21 protein-coding genes are annotated in these 20,945 nt (G+C 62.9%); 9 read left to right on the plus strand and 12 right to left on the minus strand.

Annotation, left to right across the window (positions count from 1 at the left end; translation table 11 throughout):
• Positions 1-10: 10 nt before the first annotated feature.
• The gene (locus tag GAU_RS21345) at positions 11-583 is read right to left on the minus strand and encodes a cupin domain-containing protein (protein ID WP_015895205.1); all 573 of its coding nucleotides are present in this window, start codon (positions 581-583) and stop codon (positions 11-13) included.
• Between the two features lie 135 nt (positions 584-718).
• Between GAU_RS21345 and GAU_RS17325 the strand changes: the two genes are divergently transcribed.
• Entirely contained in the window at positions 719-1,321 is a 603-nt protein-coding gene (locus tag GAU_RS17325) for a winged helix-turn-helix domain-containing protein (RefSeq protein ID WP_015895206.1), read from the plus strand.
• On the plus strand, positions 1,318-2,127 hold the full coding sequence (locus GAU_RS17330) for an SRPBCC family protein (RefSeq protein WP_015895207.1): 810 nt from the start codon (positions 1,318-1,320) through the stop codon (positions 2,125-2,127). The genes GAU_RS17325 and GAU_RS17330 overlap by 4 nt, the downstream gene beginning before the upstream one ends.
• A gap of 3 nt (positions 2,128-2,130) precedes the next feature.
• Here the strand turns inward: GAU_RS17330 and GAU_RS17335 are convergent, their stop codons facing one another.
• From GAU_RS17335 to GAU_RS17350, 4 genes are all read right to left on the minus strand, one after another.
• Entirely contained in the window at positions 2,131-4,110 is a 1,980-nt protein-coding gene (locus tag GAU_RS17335) for a serine hydrolase domain-containing protein (protein WP_015895208.1), read from the minus strand.
• A gap of 81 nt (positions 4,111-4,191) precedes the next feature.
• A complete protein-coding gene (locus GAU_RS17340; RefSeq protein WP_015895209.1) occupies positions 4,192-4,923 on the minus strand; it encodes a CPBP family intramembrane glutamic endopeptidase in 732 nt (243 codons plus the stop codon).
• A gap of 9 nt (positions 4,924-4,932) precedes the next feature.
• Positions 4,933-7,503 (minus strand): serine/threonine-protein kinase, encoded by a 2,571-nt coding sequence (locus tag GAU_RS17345; protein WP_015895210.1) that lies wholly within the window; start codon positions 7,501-7,503, stop codon positions 4,933-4,935.
• Positions 7,504-7,508: 5 nt separating this feature from the next.
• Positions 7,509-8,036, minus strand: coding sequence for a DinB family protein (locus GAU_RS17350; protein ID WP_156799108.1), 528 nt, complete (start codon positions 8,034-8,036; stop codon positions 7,509-7,511).
• A 248-nt stretch (positions 8,037-8,284) separates the two neighbouring features.
• Here GAU_RS17350 and GAU_RS17355 point away from each other — a divergent pair, with 248 nt between their 5' ends.
• Positions 8,285-8,893 carry a hypothetical protein gene (locus GAU_RS17355; RefSeq protein WP_041265656.1) on the plus strand — a complete coding sequence of 203 codons (609 nt, stop codon included), beginning with the start codon at positions 8,285-8,287 and terminating at the stop codon, positions 8,891-8,893.
• A 315-nt stretch (positions 8,894-9,208) separates the two neighbouring features.
• Here the strand turns inward: GAU_RS17355 and pdeM are convergent, their stop codons facing one another.
• The 7 genes from pdeM to GAU_RS22655 form a co-directional block, all read right to left on the minus strand.
• Positions 9,209-9,877 carry a ligase-associated DNA damage response endonuclease PdeM gene (pdeM, locus tag GAU_RS17360; protein ID WP_015895212.1) on the minus strand — a complete coding sequence of 223 codons (669 nt, stop codon included), beginning with the start codon at positions 9,875-9,877 and terminating at the stop codon, positions 9,209-9,211.
• Positions 9,874-12,429, minus strand: a complete 2,556-nt coding sequence (locus tag GAU_RS17365; protein ID WP_015895213.1) for a ligase-associated DNA damage response DEXH box helicase — start codon at positions 12,427-12,429, stop codon at positions 9,874-9,876. Before GAU_RS17365 ends, pdeM begins: the two co-directional genes overlap by 4 nt.
• Positions 12,426-14,015 (minus strand): ATP-dependent DNA ligase, encoded by a 1,590-nt coding sequence (locus GAU_RS17370; protein WP_015895214.1) that lies wholly within the window; start codon positions 14,013-14,015, stop codon positions 12,426-12,428. Before GAU_RS17370 ends, GAU_RS17365 begins: the two co-directional genes overlap by 4 nt.
• The gene (locus GAU_RS17375) at positions 14,012-15,088 is read right to left on the minus strand and encodes a ligase-associated DNA damage response exonuclease (protein ID WP_015895215.1); all 1,077 of its coding nucleotides are present in this window, start codon (positions 15,086-15,088) and stop codon (positions 14,012-14,014) included. The genes GAU_RS17370 and GAU_RS17375 overlap by 4 nt, the downstream gene beginning before the upstream one ends.
• A 92-nt stretch (positions 15,089-15,180) precedes the next feature.
• Positions 15,181-15,645 carry a hypothetical protein gene (locus tag GAU_RS17380; RefSeq protein WP_015895216.1) on the minus strand — a complete coding sequence of 155 codons (465 nt, stop codon included), beginning with the start codon at positions 15,643-15,645 and terminating at the stop codon, positions 15,181-15,183.
• Between the two features lie 153 nt (positions 15,646-15,798).
• Positions 15,799-16,422, minus strand: coding sequence for a response regulator (locus GAU_RS17385; RefSeq protein ID WP_015895217.1), 624 nt, complete (start codon positions 16,420-16,422; stop codon positions 15,799-15,801).
• Positions 16,415-16,855, minus strand: a complete 441-nt coding sequence (locus GAU_RS22655) for a histidine kinase (RefSeq protein WP_041265658.1) — start codon at positions 16,853-16,855, stop codon at positions 16,415-16,417. The genes GAU_RS17385 and GAU_RS22655 overlap by 8 nt, the downstream gene beginning before the upstream one ends.
• A gap of 186 nt (positions 16,856-17,041) precedes the next feature.
• Between GAU_RS22655 and GAU_RS17395 the strand changes: the two genes are divergently transcribed.
• From GAU_RS17395 to GAU_RS17420, 6 genes are all read left to right on the plus strand, one after another.
• Positions 17,042-17,749, plus strand: coding sequence for a VOC family protein (locus GAU_RS17395; RefSeq protein ID WP_015895219.1), 708 nt, complete (start codon positions 17,042-17,044; stop codon positions 17,747-17,749).
• Positions 17,750-17,820: 71 nt separating this feature from the next.
• A complete protein-coding gene (locus tag GAU_RS21350; RefSeq protein WP_231847934.1) occupies positions 17,821-18,171 on the plus strand; it encodes a hypothetical protein in 351 nt (116 codons plus the stop codon).
• Position 18,172: 1 nt separating this feature from the next.
• Positions 18,173-19,282, plus strand: a complete 1,110-nt coding sequence (locus tag GAU_RS17405; RefSeq protein ID WP_015895221.1) for an SMP-30/gluconolactonase/LRE family protein — start codon at positions 18,173-18,175, stop codon at positions 19,280-19,282.
• A 26-nt stretch (positions 19,283-19,308) separates the two neighbouring features.
• Positions 19,309-19,944 carry a hypothetical protein gene (locus GAU_RS21355; RefSeq protein ID WP_015895222.1) on the plus strand — a complete coding sequence of 212 codons (636 nt, stop codon included), beginning with the start codon at positions 19,309-19,311 and terminating at the stop codon, positions 19,942-19,944.
• Between the two features lie 47 nt (positions 19,945-19,991).
• Positions 19,992-20,186, plus strand: coding sequence for a 2TM domain-containing protein (locus tag GAU_RS17415; RefSeq protein ID WP_197526009.1), 195 nt, complete (start codon positions 19,992-19,994; stop codon positions 20,184-20,186).
• Positions 20,183-20,941 (plus strand): alpha/beta hydrolase, encoded by a 759-nt coding sequence (locus GAU_RS17420; RefSeq protein WP_015895224.1) that lies wholly within the window; start codon positions 20,183-20,185, stop codon positions 20,939-20,941. The genes GAU_RS17415 and GAU_RS17420 overlap by 4 nt, the downstream gene beginning before the upstream one ends.
• The last annotated feature ends 4 nt before the right edge of the window (positions 20,942-20,945 follow it).

The raw sequence follows: 20,945 nt of genomic DNA on the forward strand, positions 1-20,945 counted from the left end.
ACACGGCACGTTACGGATTGCCGTAGGTCATCTGACAGCTATGCCGTTCTTCCGCTGCACCGGTAGGCGTTTGGACCGGCATGCGGCCTGCCGCGCTGTCGCTGACCGAACGGCCAATGAACTGAAAGCACCGCTCCACCGCTCCGCGCGGGAACACGAACATGATCCGCGCCGGCGTCCGGCTGCGATTTTCGACGGTGATCCAATGCCGGGGAGGCAAATACACCACACTGCCCGCCGGCGCGACGTGCACCGAGTCGTCCAACAGGAAGGTCACCTCGCCCTGCTGGACAATGAGCACTTCTTCGTCGAGTTCATGACGATGTCGCGGCACGCGAGTCCCGGGTGGGAGTTCCTCCGCGCCGAGGAAGAGATAGCCCGCTCCCGTGGTCGACGGGCCCACCTTCAGCCGGATCGCCCGCCCATCGGGCAGGATGCGCCGCTCACCGTCTTCGGGACGGACGACCTGGGGCTTGGCGGCCGTATGCAGAGCGGCATTGACCTGGCCGTGCGCCGACCGCACGACCAAGAGTGTCGCGGCCGCAACGGTCAGTACGGTGGCAACCTGTGGCGGGACTCTCATCGGGTGGGGGAGGACGGAGGGTGGGTATCTGTCGCAGGGGCAGAAATTATGGCGCCCCGACCATACCCGGCCAGACCGCATACCATGGGCAGGTGGCTCCTTGCCAAGATCTTTTGTCAATACTACCATCTGCCTATGTCCGACATCCACGTCATTGAGGATCCCGCGATCGCCACCGTGGCCCTCGAGCCGATGCGCAGCCGGCTGCTGTCCGAGCTCGCCACGCCCGCTTCGGCCGCGACACTGGCGACACGGGTGGGCCTGACGCGGCAGAAGGTGAACTACCATCTGAACGCGCTGGAGACTCACGGACTCGCGCGCTTGGCCGAGGAGCGCAAATGGGGCGGGCTCACGGAGCGACTACTGGTCGCGACCGCGTCGTCCTATGTGGTGTCACCCAGTGCGATGGGTGCGATCGCCGTCGATCCGGACCGCGAGACGGATCGCATGTCGGCGAACTACCTCATCGCCCTTGGGGCGCGGATAGTCCGCGAAGTGGGTGGTCTGGTGCGTCGAGCGAAAGCCAACGACAAACGCCTGGCCACGTTGTCGGTGGACACCGAAGTGCGATTCCGCTCACCGTCCGACCGCGCGGCGTTCAGCAACGAGTTGACTGACGCGATCACGCGTCTCGTGTCGAAGTACCACGATGATTCCGCCCCCGGTGGCCGAGCGCACCGCCTGGTGATCGTGGCCCATCCCCTCCCGCAGTCATCCGAGCCCAAGGAGCCAGCATGAGCGTGAAATTGGACGCCAACGGTCGCCGTTCCATCGAAGTCGAAATCGAAGTGCCCGGCACGCCGGAAGAAGTCTGGCAGGCCATCGCGACGGGTCCCGGTATCTCGGCGTGGTTCGTGCCAGCGCAGATCGAAGAGCAAAACGGAAAGCCGGTCACCTGCACCCTCGAATTTGGCCCCGGCATGGTGGTGCACTCTACGGTCACCGGATGGGATCCCCCACGTCAGTTCAACCGTTCGTCGGATGGCTGGGTGCCGGGTTCACCGCCAATCGCCACCGAATTCAGTGTGGAAACACGCGCCGGTGGTGTGTGCGTGGTACGTGTGGTGCAAAGTCTGTTTGCGGATACCGACGACTGGGATGGACAGCTCACCGGCGCCGAAGAAGGCTGGCCGGGCATCGGCCGTATCCTGCGGCTGTACCTGACGCACTTCCGCGGACAGCCCTCGGCCACCCTGCAGCTCATGGCACCAGTGGCAGGAACACAGGCGGACGCGTGGGCCACATTGACCAACGCCGCCGGCATCAGCCAGGTGCGCGTCGGACAACAGTTTGTCGCGCCGTCAGGCACACCGGAGTTCGGTGGTGTGGTGGAGTACCTCAGCGATAGTCCATTCGGCGCCCTGCTGCGACTCGACACACCGGGACCCGGAGTGGCCGCGTTGGGCACGATCGAATTTGGTGACACCGTCATGGCGACCATCACCTTCTTCATGTACGGCAGTAGTGCAGCCGACAACGTCGCGCGCATGACGCCGGTATGGCAGGCCTGGATGCAGGAGCAATTCCCGATGCCTGCCAGCTAAACGTTACCGTACCCGCGCGAACCTGATGTCTCGCGAACGACCATTGCTGGCGTAAAACGCGATGATCTGACCGTTTCGATCGCGCTCGAACGCCAGCGTGACGTCGGCAAAGTCTCCCGTGCCACCGAAGGTCTCGCGGGCACGGGGGGTGAGCGGCGCCGGCGTGAGTCGCCGCTGCGCAAGCACGAGTCGTCCGCCCTTTTCCGTGATATCGTGGAAGGTCTCGAGCTCCTCGCTGAAGTATCGCCCTGTGAAGGTCGTCAACTCCGCGGCCGTGGGCATCCACGGCTTCTGGGGCTCTCCCACCACGGGCGACGCCTTCTGATCGCTACCCTGATGCCAGGTCAGCCCCGTCACCTTCCCCTGCGCATCACGATGAAAGGTCAGCGATGCCGGCAAACCACGAAGCGTAAACGCTGAATCCGACGTGGGGCTCAGTTGCACGCGTGGCTGTCCCGTGGGTTGCACGATGAGCGAATCCGCCGAACGACTGAAGGTGAGCACCATCTGCGGCGCCGCATCGAGCGCGTAGCGACCCACGAACTGGTCGAATCGTGTGACATCGTATGATCTCGGGTCAAACGCCGCCGACGCGGTCACAGGCGGCGTGAGCTCTGGCAGAAACGCCTTCGCGATGCGATAGGCAATGCTGGCGTCGAAACTGCCATCATTGCTCTGCACCGTGACACCGGCATCGAGCTCGGGATAAAACACGAGCTGCGAACGATGCGACAGATCAGCACCACCATGCTGGATGCGCTTCACGGGCCCCTGCGAGTCGACATACAGACCGAGTCCGTACCCCGTGGACTTGCCGTTCGGCAGTGTGAAGGGCGTCGTCATCTGCGCGATACTCTGCTTGTGGCCCACCCGAGGGTTGGCAAGGTTTTCCACCCATCGCTGCAGGTCGCCCACCGTGGTGTAGACACCACCGGCGCCCAGTGCCGACGCCAGATCGCCAAGTGCACGCCAATCTCCATTGGGGGCACGGGAGTACCCCACCGTTGCCCCTCGCACGGTGGAAGACCGGTCGGTCCGTATCACGGTGCGCGTCATTCCCAGCGGCACGAACACACGCTGCGTCATGAACTCCGAAAACGATTGTTTGGCGATCCGTTCGACGATCATTGCCGCCAAGGCAAACGAGGTGTTGTTGTAGTTGAACTCCGCACCGGGTGCATTCTGCAATGATGGTTGGCGCTGGATCAGCGCGATCATCTCGTCGCGGCTCACGTAGTCGCCTTCGCCCAGCTTTCGGCCGGCAATCGTGAGTGCATTGTAGATCTCGCGATAGCCCGTGGTGTGTGTCAGCAGATGACGAACGGTCACCGTCTTGCCAAAATCCGGCAGTTCGGGGATGTACTTTCGCACATCGTCATCCAATGAGAGCTTCCCGTCTTCCACGAGCAGCATGACCGCGAAGGCGGTGAACTGCTTCGTGGTCGAGCCGATATTGGTTGGTGTGGTCGCAGTGAACGGGATGTCGTAGGCGAGGTTGGCCATCCCGTACCCTTTGGCCATCAGGGTACGACCACCACGCCAGACGGCGACCACAGCCCCCGGACCATCGGTACGGTCCCATGGCGCCAACAACTGATCGGTGAACTTTTTCGCGTCAGCCGAGAGCGCCTCGCGCGCGACCAGCGTGACCACGATATCGCCGGCCAGCGAATCGAGACCGATGACGTGCACCTGATGGGCGCCCTTCTCGAGCGTCTCCACTTGCAGCCGTTCCATGCCACGTGGCGCCGCATTGACGCCGCGAATAGCCGTGCCTTTGGGACCAAGGATGCGCACGCCGACATTGGCCGATAGCTGGTCGACCATCACACGCACGACAAATGCAGAATCCGCATCGACGCCGTACTTCAGCGTATCGCCTCGGGCGATGTGCGCGCGCTGCGGACGACCGACGGCGAGCGTGGATTGTGCCTGAAGGGGCGTTGCGAGGAACAGGAGCGCGACGGCGAGGAGGGATTTCATCAGGAGGGGATGAGGTGTCTCCCCTTGGTCCCATCCTCCCCATGGAGGGTTTACGTCGCCATCAAGGCTGTTGTTTGTCCCTCAGGTTTTGAACAGTGAGTCCACCAATACGTCGGCCAGCGTGTGGCTGATCCAGGCTGGCCAGAGACTCCGGTAACGGACGGTGAGCCAGGCCCACACCACACCGGCCACGAACACCGTGGCCAGCAGCAGCGGTGGATACTGCAGGTGCCCCTGACAGAAAAGTGCTGCAGAGATGATCGTGGCCCACCACGCGCGCTCGCGGCCAAGCACCGCGAGCAGCAGGCCGAGTATGACGCCGCGAAAGATGAACTCTTCGTAGAAGTTGCTCACGAAGTTGGCGAGCAACACGGGCCAGTCGGGATGCGGCGCAAACACGAGGGCACCGAGTGCCGCGAGCGCGCCAATCACCAGCGCGGTCAGTCCAAGGCCGGAGAACACACCGGCGAACCACGCTTCCCGTCGTCGCTCCGGCAGTCCGAGTGACAGCGCACGCGCACCCAGCACGAGAAATCCGATCGCCCCCCACACCACGACCATCAGCGTAACCATGAACAGCAGATGATCGAGCCAGAACGGCACGCCCTTCACGACCTCGTCGCGGAACCACACACGCACCTGGCGATTGAGCGGATTGAGCGCGACGGCCAGGGCCACAATGGCGATGACCAGACCGGCGCGCTCCCGGGGCCGCAGATTCAGGGTGGGCTGCATGAAGAAGCGATACGGCTTCTGCGAATACGGGGTTTCGTGTTCATCTGCCAGCGAGGTGGGCGCTCGGACAGCGTTCACGTGGCACGGTCACTTGGAGTTGCTTGTCATCGCGGCCGAGTCTTTCCGCAATGCGGCCGCTCGTTCCGGATCGCCATGTCGCGCCGCAAAGGCCGCCAGATGACCAATAGTCGTCCGTGTCAGCAGATGTCCTGGTCCGAGGCGCTCACGAGCCATTGCATAGGCCCGTTCGAGCTCCTGACGCGCCGGTTCCGTGCGGTTGTGCGCCTCCCAGAGACGGGAGAACTCCGTGTGAATCCCGATTTCCGGTACCGTACGCACATTGCCCATACTATCGAGCATCGTGCGCGCTCGGGTCAGATGTCGCTCTGCCGCAGCAAGATTGCCCGCCTTCCGTTCAACGGCCCCCAGCAGACGCAAACCGACGCCGAACTCCAGATAGTTGCGTGGCGCGAGGGTTTCCTGAATGGCGATGGCGGAATCCATCACCTGACGGGCAGCGGACAGACTGTCCAACTGCACGAGCTCTTCACCCAATCGCTGTTGGAAGACAGCGGTCAGCGAGTGGGTCGGCCCATAGATCTGCTGCATGGTGCGAAGCCCCTCGCGCTTCAGGGCAGCCGCACGCCAATGGTCACCCCGGCGCCCGATGGCCGTGCCCCAGTTGAGGAGCGTGAAGGCCAGCTCACCACGAGTACGCGTCGAGTCATGCCGGTAACTCTCCACAGCACGCGCGAACGCCGAATCGGTCGCCGCAACATCGGTTCCCGAAAGCAGTGTCGAACCCTGAGCCGCCTGCGCCGTGCCCAGCAACGCCCATCGTGGTGCGACACGACTCCGCTCACGCCCTTCCGCTTCTCTCAGCAACGCCAGCCCCTCTTGATGCTGCTGCAGGCCCACGCCCAGTACCTGACCCAGTGACACCAGGACATCGGTGACTTCCGTATCGGGCGGAGCTGGCATCCGCCGATAGCGGGCCAGCGCATCCCGCAACCCGTCGATCGCCAAATCGGACCGTCCGGTCTCCTGATACAGCAGGGCCCCGTAGTGAATATCGCGAGCCACGTCGAGCGATTGATCGCCCAGTGTCTGGCTGTGCAGGATGCGCGCGGAATCGAGCAACTGTGCCGCCACGGCGTGTTTGTTGAACACACGGAATGCATTGCCGAGTGTCCAGTACATGTCGGCCCGCACCCGTGGCTCGTTCACCAGATCGCGCTCTACACGCGCCAGTGTGGAGTCGAGCACCTCGGACAGCATGACATCACTCCGCCCGGAGCGAAACGTGCTGTAGTGCGATGGATCGGCTGCGCCGACAATCGCCCTCAGATATTCGGCCATGATCGTGGCCCGGCGTGCCTCCTCCCGAGCCCGACTGGCCGACTGTAGCGAGAACACGGTGGCGCCAACGAGAGCGAGAATGGCCACCGCTGTCGCCGCCACGATCGCGCGCTGGCGTTGCACGAACTTCCTGACACGATACGACAGTGTATCCGGCTGGGCGTGCACCGGCTGTCCCTTGAGATAGCGCAGCAGATCCTGCGACAACGCCTCTGCACTCGCGTATCGACGCTCCGGTTCCTTGCGCAGGGTCATCAGCACGATGGCCTCCAGCTCACCAGAGAGCATCACCTGCAATCGTCGGGCGTTGTCCAGACCACGCTCGCGGGCGCTGCCTTCGGTGATCACTTCGCGCAGCGCCCGGGGGGGACGCGTACTGAGAATGGACAACACTTCGCCCGCGGACTTGCCCGTGACATCGTACGGCGACGCGCCGGTCAGCAGGCGATACAGAATCACGCCGAGGGAATAGACATCTGCCGCAACGGTGACATCTTCACCACGCGCCTGCTCCGGGCTGGCGTATCCCGTGGTGAGCGGCGCCAACCCCTCGCGCGTGACATCGGACGCCTGCCCGGATTCGGGATCGGGCGTGAGTAGTTTGGCGATGCCGAAATCGAGCACCTTGACCACACCATCGGCCGTCACGAGCACATTGCCTGGCTTGAGGTCACGATGCACGACCAATTTGCCATGCGCGAACTGAATCGCGTCGCACACCTGGCGGAAGAGATCGAGCCGTTGCGCGATGAAGAGTTGTCGCGTATCGCACCATTCGTCGATCGGCATGCCAGGCACGAATTCCATCACCAGATATGGAATGCCGTCTTCGGTGGTACCGCCGTCGTACAACGCTGCGATATTCGGATGCGACAGTCCGGCCAGGATCTGCCGTTCGCGCTTGAAGCGCCAGTGCAACTCCGGACGATCGAGACCGACGCCTAGGCTCTTGATGGCCACGCGCTGGTTGAACTGGTTGTCCACGCGGACACCTTCGTACACCACGCCCATCCCGCCGCGTCCGATTTCTCGGGTCACACGGTAGGCGCCGAGGGTGCGGTCTACCAAGGTGCGCCCGGGCGGCAACGGCGCCGACCAGCCCGATCCGAGGACCTCCAGCGGTAACTCGTCGAGCAGGCCATTGGTGCGATCGGCGGCTACAACCAGCTCTTCGACCTCGGCCACGAGCGCGTGATCGCCGCCAGCGAGATCGCGTAACAACGCCGGACGCTGTACACGATCCGCAGCGACGACCTGATCGAAGATCTCGTTGATTCGGGCCCAGCGTGCGTTGTCCATAGTGCTCAGGTCTTGTCCATCCAAACGTCCCATGTGCCGGCGCCAATGGCCTCGTCTGCCAGGGCCTGTCCGGCCAACTTGAGCGTCAGCTTGATCTGTCCATGATGATAGCCCTCGTGCCAGATCATGTGCTGCAACAGCAGTATGGGATGGTCGTAGTGCCGATCCATCTGGCGCCCCTCCTGCAGACGCCGCACCACGGCGGTACGCACGGTGGCCGCGCTCTCGTTGAGCCACTGTGCCATGCGCACCCGGTCGGATTCCTGCCGCCACTCGCCTTCAGGCATTGCCGTTGCTGATTCCGGTGCATCTTCTTCGACGAAGATCAGTCGGCAGTAGTGAATGTGCATGAACAACTCGCCGATGGAGGGACTCGTCGCGATCGGACGCAATTCGAGCGCACCATCCGGCACAGCGTGCAACAGGTTCACGAGAATGGTGTTGTTGCGGTCCCACGAGTCGAGGAGTGCGGTCAGCAATCCGCTGCGTTGATCGAAGTTGGTCGTGTCTGCATCTGTCACTCGTGTGCTCATATGCGTCGCATATCGTCGGTCGTTTGCCTACGGATGACAGACGCAGGCGTGCGTCATATAGTGTGAGATTTACTTGACTCTCCGCCAAGATAGATGAGCACATCAGACATCGGTTATCACCAAGGATGGCTTGATACCGAAATCGTGGTCAGTTCTCTTGGAGAGCTTGACCTAATCTGCTAACCGGACGAAATTTGCGGCGGTTTCTCACTGGGATTTGATGCGTTCTCACGTCCAATTCGACGCCAATGGAATCCGGAACTAAGGATTTGGTCGACCTCATTGCGAGAATCATTACCTCCGCTGGGGTTCTCGTTACGGCGACTAGTCTTCTGCTGACCTGGAAGGTCAGGGTCGCCGATCTCAAATGGAGAAAAATCTGTGCGTCGCGTGACGCTCTTTTTGATATTCACAAGAACGCATACGCGATCGAAGCTTTAAATATGGCTGACGCAATTTTCTTCAAGGAGGTATACACCGCTCCAGCTGGACTGGTTGACATGAGATCTGTCGATAGCGCAGAGGTTGATGCCTTTCTCCATTGTGGTACGTCGACTGCTCTAACGCGAGAGCAAGTCGCCTATGTGCGTCGGTGTTTTGATTGGCTTCTTTATTATTTCGATCGAGTGGCCTATTTGCACGAGAATGGCATGCTTGAATCGACGGACTTCGACGCGACCGTGAAGCCATACGCGTCCTTTATCGCTGAAAGATGGGCCTATCTCGAGCGTATTGCCTCGCAAGCCTCGTATGTGAATGTGCATCGACAGATTGTGCGATTCTTGGAGGCCGCCTCGTCTCAGGACCCATTCTCTCACCGGTCTATCGAAAACGTGGGGCAGCCACTTGGCGAGTAGCTATGTCGAAAGACCGCCGGGTGCTTTGCCTACCGCACTTTTCGGCTACGAAAATCAGAACAACGTCCCCCTCGTGGGCGTGCTGCATCCAGGCCAGGAGGTGCACTCAACACACGACGCACGCGAACAAACCCGTCGATTGACGAATTGCCCACACATATGCACTACGCTGGCTGATTTTCATCGATGAGGATGCGTTAGAGTCCGCGAACCAATGCCCGAAGGTGAATGTCGCAAGAATTCGACTAGAATCCTCACAAGCACTTGGGGAGCACCAAAGGCAGCCAGTTCATGATCAGCTCTCCGCCGTGTGGTTCAACGCAATTCGATCACTTCGCCGCTGGCGATACCATAGAGCGTGTCTCCGGCTTGCCGCACGTACATGCCGCCCCCGGTGAACGCCGAAAATGCGGGCAGAATGCCAATGGTAGCGCCAAATACAAACGCCGGGAGTCGCACATGGGAACGCCCGCGCCCGTGCACGGTGACATTGGGATGCAGATGTCCCGCCAGCACATAGCCTGAGTCGACCGGCACGGGTTCGTGCACACCAACAAGCGGACCCAAACGCCATGGGTCGTCCTGGCAATCAATACGTAGCGTTGCCGGCGGGTCACCGGCGTGCCGGTCGTGATTGCCACGCACCAGCGTGATCTGCAGGGCCGCGTGCGTCGCGCGCCAACCGGCAATTGTGGCAAGCGTTTCGTCATGGCGCCCGGCTTTGGCATGCAACAAGTCACCGAGAATGGCCAGATGCTTCGCACCGGTGTCAGAGAGCACCTTCGAGAGCCTGGTGAGATCGCGGGCCGTGGTTCCCGTAGGGACCGGCACACGCGCCGCACGAAACGTGGCCGCCTTACCCCAATGCAGGTCGGCCACCACCACCACATGGTGCGCCGGAATCCACAGCGCGCGCTCGGGAAGCAGTACCACCGTCTCACCCGCCACCTCGACCGCCAACGCCCCTGCCGGCAGCGTGCTCACTTCCGCACTCGGCGCTTCTTGCCGGCTGGCGGCGCATCCTTCGGCCCGAACCGGAACACGCTCGCCGATCCGGACCGCGTCGGCCGCTCGGCCGACACGGTCATGCGCCGCACCCGATCGGCGAGCTTCTCCATGCTCAACGAGGCGCGTGTCATGTCCACCATGAGCGGGAAGGCCAACGGTGTGGGACGTTCCACCTCGACCACGCGCACATCACTACGGGACAGACGTTCCAGCACGCGCGTGAGACGGCTGGCTTCGAGCTGGCGCTCCAGCACTTCGCGGCGCGCCTGGGCGAGGAGCAGGTTGTCCGGGTCATGGTTGGCAAACACATCGTACAGCAGGCCACTGGACGCCTGCAACTGCTTCGCGCTCTTCGACTGACCGGGATATCCGGAGAACACGAGGCCGGCTACGCGTGCGATTTCGCGGAACTGGCGTCGCGCCAACTCTGCGGCATTGAGGCTGTTCGTAATGTCGTGCAACAGATGTGCAGTCGACAACAGCCCGCTCTCCAGTGCCTCCTCCAGGGGCGCACGGTCAGGGCTCAACAGCTCAAATCCGTAGTCGTTGCTGCTGAACGTGAAGGACAGTGGCGCCAGTTGTGCGATGCGATACGCCCACAGCGCGGCCAATCCTTCGTGCACCAGCCGGCCTTCAAACGGATACACGAACAGATGATGTCCGTCGCGGGTTTCCGTGCGCTCGATGAGCAGTTCATCAGGACGCGGAATCACACTGCGGTCGGCCTGGGTATCGAGTACCGGCTTCACGGCCTGCATTTCCGGCGAAACAAACACACCCATGCGCGCCTGTTCAAGCATGTCCCGTACGGCCGCCGACAGCTCGCTGCTGAGTGGCATCCGCGCCCCCGCCCACCGCGGCACCGCACCCGCGCGCTTCTTGGCCCGGCGCACCCAGGCCGTGAGATCCCGCAAGCGCACGAACTCCAGCGGTGTTCCGGCAAAGATAAACGTGTCACCAGGCGTGAGACGGCTCACGAACGATTCTTCTATGGTGCCGAGCCGTCGGCCCGTCAGATACCGCACGGCAATGGCGTGATCGCTCACGATGGTACCGATGCTGAGCCGGTGCCGCAACGCGACACGCCGGTCCGTCACACGGTATGTGCCCTCCTCGTACTGTACCTTGGCATACTCCGGGTAGGCGCGCAGCGTGTCACCGCCGTGCATGACAAAGGCCAGCACCCAGTCCAGCTCTTCCTTAGTCAGCCGATGGTAGGCACGTGTGGTCCGCACCTCGGCCAACACGCCAGCACGGGTGAATCCACCACCAAGCGCCAGTGTGACCAGGTGCTGTGCGAGCAGATCGAGTGGACGATCCAACGGTTCACGGCTTTCGATGGCACCAGCTTCGATGGCCGCGCGCGCCGCTGCCACCTCCACCAGCTCGAAGGCGTGGGTGGGCACACAGACAATGCGCGACACCCGTCCGGGGCTGTGCCCGGAGCGACCGGCACGTTGCAGCAGACGAGCCACACCCTTTGGGCTGCCGATCTGCATCACCACATCCACGGGCGCAAAGTCCACGCCCAGATCGAGTGAACTGGTGGCTACCACGATGCGATAGCGACCAGTCTTGAGACCGTCCTCCACATCTTCACGCTGCGCGCGAGACAGCGAACCATGGTGAATGGCCGTGAAGATGAACCAGTCCGGGTTGGCAGCAATGAGGCTCTGAAACCAGATCTCACACTGAGAGCGTGTATTGGTGAACACGATCGCGCTTTCGGCGTTCTCCAGTCGGCGAATCACCTCGGGGAGTAGCTTGGTGTTGAGATGACCGGCCCACGGAAAGCGGTCCATCGTTTCCGGCACCAGCGACTCCACCACCACCGCCTTGGGCACGACACCACGCACCACACGCGCCGGCCTTGGCATGCCCGTGGCATCCAAGCCCATGAGCGTGTCGGCGGCCACCTGCAGGTTGCCCAATGTGGCTGACACGCCCCAGGTGCGCAGATGGGGGCAGAGCGCACGCAGCCGCGCGAGGCATAGTTCCACCTGCGCCCCACGTTTGGTGGAGAGCAGCTCGTGCCATTCGTCCACCACCACACATCGCAGGTCGGCGAACAGCGACGCGTGATCGGCGCGACACAGCAGCAATGACAACGACTCGGGTGTGGTCACCAGCACGGTGGGAAGTCGTGTCCGCTGCCGGGCGCGTTGCGCCGCTGAAGTGTCGCCGGTGCGCGACTCCACTCGCCACGGCAAGGCCATGCCTTCGACGGCTTGTTGCAACGCCTGCTCGGTGTCTGCGGCCAGCGCACGCAGGGGTGTGATCCATAACACCCGAAGCGGCGCGGCATCGGCACGCCGGCGTGGCGTGCGCTGACGTATTGGTTCTGACAGCGCTTCGATCACCGGCCCGAGAAACGCGGCGTAGGTTTTGCCCGTGCCAGTGGCCGCATGAATGAGCCCCGATTCTCCGCGCGTATAGGCATCCCACACCTCGCGCTGAAACGCAAAGGGTTCCCACTCTCTGTTGCGGAACCATGCCTCCACCTGCGTCTGGCCGGTTTCTCCACTCATGCCGGAAGCAACGCGCGTACGGTTTCGACCGTGTCCGCCTCTGCGGCCGGTTTGTCTTTGCGCCAGCGCGCCATACGCGGAAAGCGCACGGCGAGCCCGCTCTTGTGCCGCGTACTGCGCTGGATGCCCTCGAAGGCCAGCTCGAAGACCAGCTCCGGCTTCACCGTGCGCACCGGTCCGAATTTCTCCAGTGTGTTGGCACGTACGAATCGATCCACGTCACGAATCTCGGCGTCGGTGAGTCCGCTATAAGCTTTGGCGAACGGCACCAGAGTTGTCCCGTCCCAGATGGCAAATGTGTAGTCGGTGTAAAGTCCTGCCCGACGCCCATGACCTGCCTGTGCGTAGACCAGCACCGCATCCACGGTCATCGGGTTCACCTTCCACTTCCACCAGTCGCCCACCTTTCGCCCAACACCATAGGGCGACTCGAGGCGCTTGAGCATGAGTCCTTCGCTTTGACGCTCACGCGCGGCGTCACGTGCTTCGGTGACATCTGCCCATGTGCGTGCATCGACGATGGGCGAGAGCCCCATGCTGCCACCAGAAGGCAGCGCGCCAACGATATGCTCAGCTTGCGTACGCCGCGCACGCAGTGGCTCGCTGCGGATGTCGTTCCCGCGCACTTCGAGACAGTCGTACACCAGCATGTGACAGGGTACGTCGGCCAGTAGCGCCTTGCCCACCGTCTTGCGATTGATGCGACGCTGCAGTTCGCTGAAAGGCAGTGGTTGTCCGTCGCGCCAGGCGAGCATCTCACCATCCAGCACCGTGCCATCAGGCAACCATTCGGCCACGGCTTCCACTTCGGGAAAGCGGCCCGCCAACAACTCTTCGCCACGGCTCCACAACATCGTGCGTCCGTTGCGACGCACCAGCTGGCAACGAATGCCATCCCACTTCCACTCACACTGCCAATCGCGCACCTCACCGAGCGACTCCGGCGCGGCTTCGAGGGGATAGGCGAGAAAAAACGGATACGGCTTGCTCCAGTCAGCGTCGCTGGTGTGTGCATGCACCAGTTGCTCGTACCATGCACCACTCGGTTCCCACTGCCCCATCAGTCGATGGGCAATGGTGTCCACCGGCACGCCACTCGCCTGCGACAGCGCGCGCACCACCAGGCCTTCAGCGACACCAACGCGAAACCCGCCGGTGATGAGCTTGTTGAACAGAAACCGCGCCGTGCCCCCCAGTTCGGACCAGGCGGCACGCAATGCGGTGCGCTGCTCGATGGGCTCCATGGTGGCGAGTGGCAGCAGGCGCTGCTCCACCCACCAGGCGAGGGATTCATCAGTGGTGGCAGCCGGCTCCGGCACGAGCAGAGATATGGCCTCGGCCAAATCACCAGCCTGCGCGTAGCTCTCCTCGAACAACCACGCGGGAATGTCGGCCGCCTCTGCCGCCCACAGGCGCAGATCGGGAGCCTTCACCAATCGCTTTGGACGGCGACCCACCAGGAAGGACACCGCCCATGCAGCATCTGCCGGATTGGCGATTCTGAAATAGGCCACCAATGCGGCAACCTTCTCACTGGTGGCAGTGGTGGCATCGATGGCGTCGTACAGTGCGGCGAACTGCTTCATGCAATCGGCTCCGCAGTCGGCGCATCCCCGCCGGGTGCATTGTCGCTGGACGCATCCCCGCCGGAGGCGTCATCATCACGCGCCTTCTCTTCGTCACCCCATCGAGTGGGGAGCACGTGCGCATCACGCCCCTGTTCGGTGAGCCACTGTACCACGGTGTTCGTGAAGCCGTGAGTCACCCATACCTGTTCAGCGCCGGTCGCATCGATGGCGGCCAGTAGCTGTGGCCAGTCGACGTGATCGGACAGCGTGAAACCGGCGTCCATACCACGCTGCCGACGGGCACCGCGTACACGCATCCATCCGCTGGCAAACGCCGTGCGAATATCTCCGAATCGGCGCAGCCAACTGGTGCCTGCCGCGCTGGGTGGCGCGATGAGCATGGCACCAATAGTGGCCTTGTCGCGCAGTGCATCCGAGGCATGGCGCGTGCCTGGCAGTGTCACACCGGCGCTCCGGTACAACGCCGTCATCCGTTCTACCGCGCCATGAGTGAGGATCGGACCGATCGATGCATCCAACCCGGCGAGCAATCGCTGCGCCTTCCCCAGCGCATAGCCGCAGAGCAAGGAATTGCGCCCAGCTTCCGCATTCTGCGCCCACCACGCGTTGATGTCGTCGAATACCTGCTGCTGCGACGGCCATCGGTAGATGGGCAGACCGAAGGTGCTTTCGGTGATGAACGTATGGCACCGCACCGGCTCCCACGGGGCACAGGTGGGATCAGGATCGGTCTTGTAGTCACCCGACGCCACCCACACTTCTCCCCGGTACTCCACGCGAATCTGTGCGGAACCCAGGATGTGACCCGCTGGGTGCAGGGAGATGCGCACTCCATTGATCGTGCGATGCTCACCGTAGGCGATGGACTCGAGTCCACCCGCCCACTGCCCCAATCGCTCTCTCGTGATGCCCACCCCCTCGTGCGAAACGAGATAGCGGTCACATCCCCACGTGAGGTGATCACCATGGGCATGGGTGATCACGGCCTGGGATACGGGCGCCCACGGATCGATGTAGAAGTCACCGGCGGCGCAGTAGAGGCCGTGGTCGGTGATGGTCAGCAGGGGCACGGATGCAGCTCCGGAGAGGACACGAAAGTGAATCGCTCACATCGTACCCCATGCCACCAGAAACGTCGCGGGTCTCTCGCGATGCTCAGTGCCTACTTACGCAGTCGGCGCCATTGTTCGTATGGACGAAAAGCGCCGATCAGGATGCCGAGGCCCAGCCCTCCACCACCCATGGCCAGCGCTCGATCCTGATGATCCTGCTGCGTGAGTTGAATGGCCGCGGCGGCAAGACCGAGCCCTATACCCGACGCGATCGCGCTCCGCGATCGGGAGGCGCCCCGACTGGCCCATGCCGTCGCGATGGCGTCATGCGATACGCTGAATGACGCGGCACCAGCAGGCTGCAGCCAGACGGAATCGGTGGTAGCGCGCAGCAGCCGTCCAGTGATCGTCTGGCGGGCAGGAAGGAGCGGTCCTTGTCGGAGCGAATCGTCCAGCGAGAGCCGCACGCGCGTGCCGGGCACCACGGTGGTCAATGACTGCGCGTATGCCGCAGGTGCAGCCGCGAAGGTGACAACCAACATCGCTCGCAACAAACCGCCAACGAATGAGAACATTGTCCCTCTGTATCGGGTGCACGCCGTGAAACGTCCTTCCCATTCCCGCACATCCGCCACCGATGGATGTGCGTCCATTTGAAGGATAGCGAAGACACTCTCAACGCAGGTAGCCTGAGAAGCTCCGGCTCGAGGCGGACGACAGACCGACCGTCAGATCTGGATCACCCCACGGCGAATCGCCAGGGTCACCGCGTGCGTGCGATCGTTGGCGTCGAGCTTGGACAGAATGTTGCTCACGTGTCCTTTCACGGTGTCCTCCGAGATGGCGAGGCTGCTGGTGATCCGCTTGTTGGACAAACCACCGGCCACCAGGTGCAGGATCTGCAACTCCCGTGACGTGAGGCCTTCCTCACCGGAGTGCTCGGCCATCTGCCCCGCGACTTCAGGATCCACGTACTTGTAGCCAGCGAACACCTTACGGATGGTGTCGAGCAGATCGCGCCGCACGTGGTTCTTGAGCGTGTAGGCACGCGCCCCGGCCTGCATGGCCTTCTGTGCCCGCGCGTCACCGGAGTAGGTGGTCAGCACCACGATGCGCGCCTGGGGGGCATGACTTCGGATTGCTTTGATGGCATCCACGCCGTCCATGTCAGGCAACTGCAGATCCATCAGCGTCACATCGGGGCACAATCGTTGGTGTGCGGCAATGGCCTCAGTGCCGCTTTCGGCCTGACCGACGACCACGATGTCGTCCCGATTGGCGATGAGCACCGCGATTCCGTCGCGCAGCAATGGATGATCGTCGACGATGAGGACGCGGATCGGTTCAGCCATGTTCACCGTCGCGATCTCCGAAACGCCACCATGCCTGTCGTGCGCCGCGGCGGTAGGCCACGGCCGCCGGCCTGGAATCATACGGCGCGACTTCCTGTTCCGAAGAGCGCAGCTCACCGACCGCCTTGCGCGCTTCGTCAATCACTTCTTCACCCTTCAGCAGCGTGAGATCGAGGACCGGGACCGCGCGCCCGGGTTCATCGGGCAACAAGTCGCGCACCGCTTGCAGGTGAAACATGAGCCCCTGGAACTCCTGCAACAGCCGGTCGTGTAGTTCCCGTGCCATCCGACTGCGCTCCGCCCAACGCTCCTCCAGTCGAGCATGGTACACATTCTCCAGTTGACGCACGCGCATACGATATGCCATCCCGAGCGCCCCGGCCAGCGTCAGGGCGGCCAGCAGGGCTATCAACAAGGTTCGCGCATCTCGCATGACCGAGGGCTGAGGGGACCGACTGCACAATCCATAGTCGTCACCGCCAGGGAGCGCTACCACCACGATCGTGGTGGTAGCCGGCCCCACCGTTCCCTCAGGCGCCACGCAGTGGCCTGGCCTACTGTGGGTGGCAATTCGGTACCGGGTACCGGCGATGTGGCCACGCACGAGGAGCGGTCGACGATGAGTGGTGAACGAAGTGGGACTATTGGTGCGCGATTGCAGGGTGTGCAGCATTTCGGGCTGACGGTCCGGGAAATGGAGCGCGCATTTGCGTTCTACACGGAGGTACTGGGCGGCACCGAAGTCATGCGCGATGGCGACTTCCATGGCGAACGCATTCACAATACGCTGCTCGCCGACCAGGACATCGAGGCCCGGGTGCGCGGCGTGAACCCGGGGTCGATGGGCATTCCCGACCTACGCGGTGGTGCGCAACGTCTCGACGTGCGCTTCATCCAGTTCGACAACGTGGTCATCGAGTTGCTGCGCTACCGCGACGCTGAGGACTCACCGTCTGGTCAGTCGAGCTTTGCCGAACCGCTCGATCATATGAGTCCGGCGTTCCCCCGTATGATGCACATCTGTTTCCATCTAGGGGACGACGTCGACTTCAACCAATTCATTGCCGACCTCGAAGCTGAATCGGAACGACGCGGCATGACGCAGGTCCGTGCGAATCGGATCGTGACCGTGCACACCGAACAGGCACGACGCGACGCGCCCGTCGAGGCCAACAGCAACGCCATCACCGAAGGCCCGTCAAACGGCTGGACGCTGATCTACTGCAAGGGCCCGGAAGGAGAACAGCTCGAGTTCGTTCAGGCCATCGGTCCAGTGAAGCGCACGTTCGAGGACGCACTTGCCGCGCGACGCGCCGGCATACGGTGACGCCTCTCAGTGAGCTCAAGTCCGCGGCCGTGGTGGGTGCCACGGGGCTCGTGGGTCGTGAGTGTCTCTCGTTGCTCGCCGCGCTGCCGGCGTTTGCCAGCGTCACGGCGTTGGTTCGTCGACCCCATGCGGACGACGCGCAGCACGTGAAGCTTCGTACCGTGGTCGTGGATTTCGATCATTTGGAAGCACAAGCAGAGCATTTTGGCGTCACGCACCTATTCTGCGCGCGAGGTGCGCGCCGGGAATTCCGGCTGACCGAACGACTCGCGGCGAGCATGTCGTGGGCATTGCCGGCCACATATCGGGCGGTGGACGTGGTGGATGTCGCGCAGACCCTTGTGGATGCTGCCATCGAGGACAGGCCCGGCATCCGTGTGATCGAGAATGCCAACATCCGACGCTTGGCGAAGGAGGTTTGACGTGCACGTATGGCGCAAGGCGGCCGGTATCACGGCACTGTTGCTGACCGCAACAGCGACCTATCTCGTTGCGTGGCCCATTCCGGCAGAACCGGTGGCATGGTCACCACCGACCGCACCAGGCTATGAGGGGCCGCACCAGGTCAATACACGACTGCGTGCGCTCCAGCACATCGCGATAGGTGACGAATTCGGTCCGGAGCACATGGTCATTGGACCGGATGGCAAGCTGTACGCGGCCATGACGAGTGGCGCCCTGTTGCGCATGGGTCCTGACGGCGGCCATCAGGAAGTGTTTGCCAACACCGAAGGCCGTGTTCTCGGATTTGCATTCGATTCGACCGGGCGGATGTTCGCAGCAGATGCCATGCGCGGTGTGCTCGCGATCGATTCCAGCGGACGGGTCGAGATGGTGACCGACCGAGTGAGCACCGACGACCCCATTCGTTATGCCAACTCGATCGTGGTGGCGCCGGACGGCAAGGTGTATTTCACCGATGCGTCCGGGCGATTCGCGCCACGTGACTGGGGTGACACCTACGAAGCCAGCCTGCTCGACATTCTTGAACAGGCCTCCACCGGTCGGGTGCTGGTGTACGATCCGACGACGTCGCGCACCGAGGTGGTAGCGCACGGCCTGTCGTTTGCCAACGGTATCGCACTCTCGGCCGACCATCAGTCACTGTTCGTGTCCGAAACCGGCCGCTATCGGATCTGGAAGATCGACGCGCAGGCCCGTGCACTCGATGTGCGCACCGATACGCTGCGCGCCCGCCCGCTGTTCAAGAACCTGCCCGGCTATCCCGACAACCTGATGCGAGGTCGCGATGGCCGGATCTGGGTCGGACTGTTCCGCCCGCGCAATCCGGCGGCCGATGGATCCGCGCAACGTCCGTTCGTGCGTGCGATCCTGCTGCGCCTGCCGCGATTTCTCATTCCGGTCGGCAAACCGTACAGCCATGTCTTTGCCTTCGACGAAGTGGGCCGTGTGACGGAAGACCTGCAGGATCCGAGTGGAGCCTATCCCGAAACCACCGGCGTGACCGAGACGGCAGATCGTCTGTACATCCACAGCTTGCACGCCCCCACGATCGGATGGCTCCCGCGATGACACCACACGTGAATGGTCTATACTCGATGCGATGCCCCACGATGCGGCTCACGCAGACCGCCTTCGTCGCCTTGTTCGTAGCATTGGCGGCCTGCGGCAAGCACAAGAAACACGCCAGACTCGGCGCGCCGTCGGCACCTGTCACTTCCGGGGTCGTCAGCGAGCGCGATCGTGAGACGCTCTATGTATTGCGCAGCATTCGTGAACCGCGTGCGTTCACGCCGGGAGGCTGCACGGCGCAGCGCGCAGGCTTCGAACCTTCCGCCACCGACGGCGAGCGTCACTTCTCCTTCTGGAGCGTGGAGACGAATACGACCGATGGGCAGGTGCGGAATGCGCGTGCCTCGCGTGTGGCCACACTGCACGGCTGTTTTGGCGCGACGCCGGATCGCGTACGGCAACACTTCTATGCCGAGATCGCCTTGGGGAGCCTCGCGTTCAAGGGACGCGGTGAGTGTGTCGCGCTGGCGATCGACGTGCCGGAGCGTGGGCTTATCCCCGTGCGGTGTCACCTGATCCTCAGTGATCTGCCAGCGCCCTATGTGGGGGGCCTACTCACCACCAACACACTGACCAGCAACGCACCATTCGGTGGGGATACGGACCCGGTAGGGTATGCCCAGGCGTCGGTGGCCACACTGCGCCTGTGGAAGACACGATGAACCTGCAATCACGAGAGCACGATATGAAACACCTCGATCCGGCTCACATGCGCACTGGACTCCGCGTCCATGCTATCGCCTTTGTTGTCGGTATCGCCGCGATGCTGATCATCAATGTGTTGACCGGTGCGCCGTACTGGGTCGCATGGGTGGTACCGGGATGGGCCATTGGCTTGCTGTCCCATTGGCTCTCTGTCCGTCGCCCCCTGGCTCGCTACGACCAGCAGGAGCGTGCGCGATGACGAAGTACCTCCGAATTCTCGGCGCACTGGCATGGACGCTCGTCGCCACCACACCCACTCATGCACAAGGGAGCAACGCCGCGATGAACATCGTCCTCGTTCACGGTGCCTGGGCCGACGGCTCAGGATGGCAACGCATTCACGACATCCTGCGCGCGAAAGGTCATCGCGTGAGCATCGTACAAAACCCGCTCACCTCACTCGCCGACGATGTGGCGGCCGTGAACCGCGTGCTGGCCAGGCAGGACGGCCCCGCCTTGTTGGTGGGCCACTCGTACGGCGGGGCGGTCATCAGCGAGGCCGGAGGCGCGGCCAATGTGGCGGGGCTCGTGTACGTGGCGGCGTTTGTGCCAGACGCCGGCGAATCGGTAGCGTCGCTCACCGAAGGCGGAGCGCCCCCACCGCTGCAACCCTCGGCGGACGGTTTTCTTTTTTTCGATCCAAATATCTTTGCGCAGGCATTCGCGCCAGACTTACCAGCCGCACAAGGCGCCTTCCTTGCTGCCGCGCAGATCCCGCCGGCGGGCGTGGCGTTCGGCACGCCCATCTCCAAGCCGGCGTGGAAGACCCGGCGCAGCTTCTACGTGCTGGCCACTGACGATCGTGTCATTCCCCCCGCCGCGCAGGAACGCATGGCAGCGCGCGCCAACGCGGTCGTCACCAGGGTGAAGGGCAGCCATGCCGTCTACATGTCGCAACCAGAGGCCGTGGCTGACGCGATCGACGCGGCGGCCCGCGCTATCTCGGGCAAGTAGAACG

Origin of the sequence: Gemmatimonas aurantiaca T-27 (genome assembly GCF_000010305.1) — a bacterium.
Taxonomy (GTDB): Bacteria; Gemmatimonadota; Gemmatimonadetes; order Gemmatimonadales; family Gemmatimonadaceae; genus Gemmatimonas; species Gemmatimonas aurantiaca.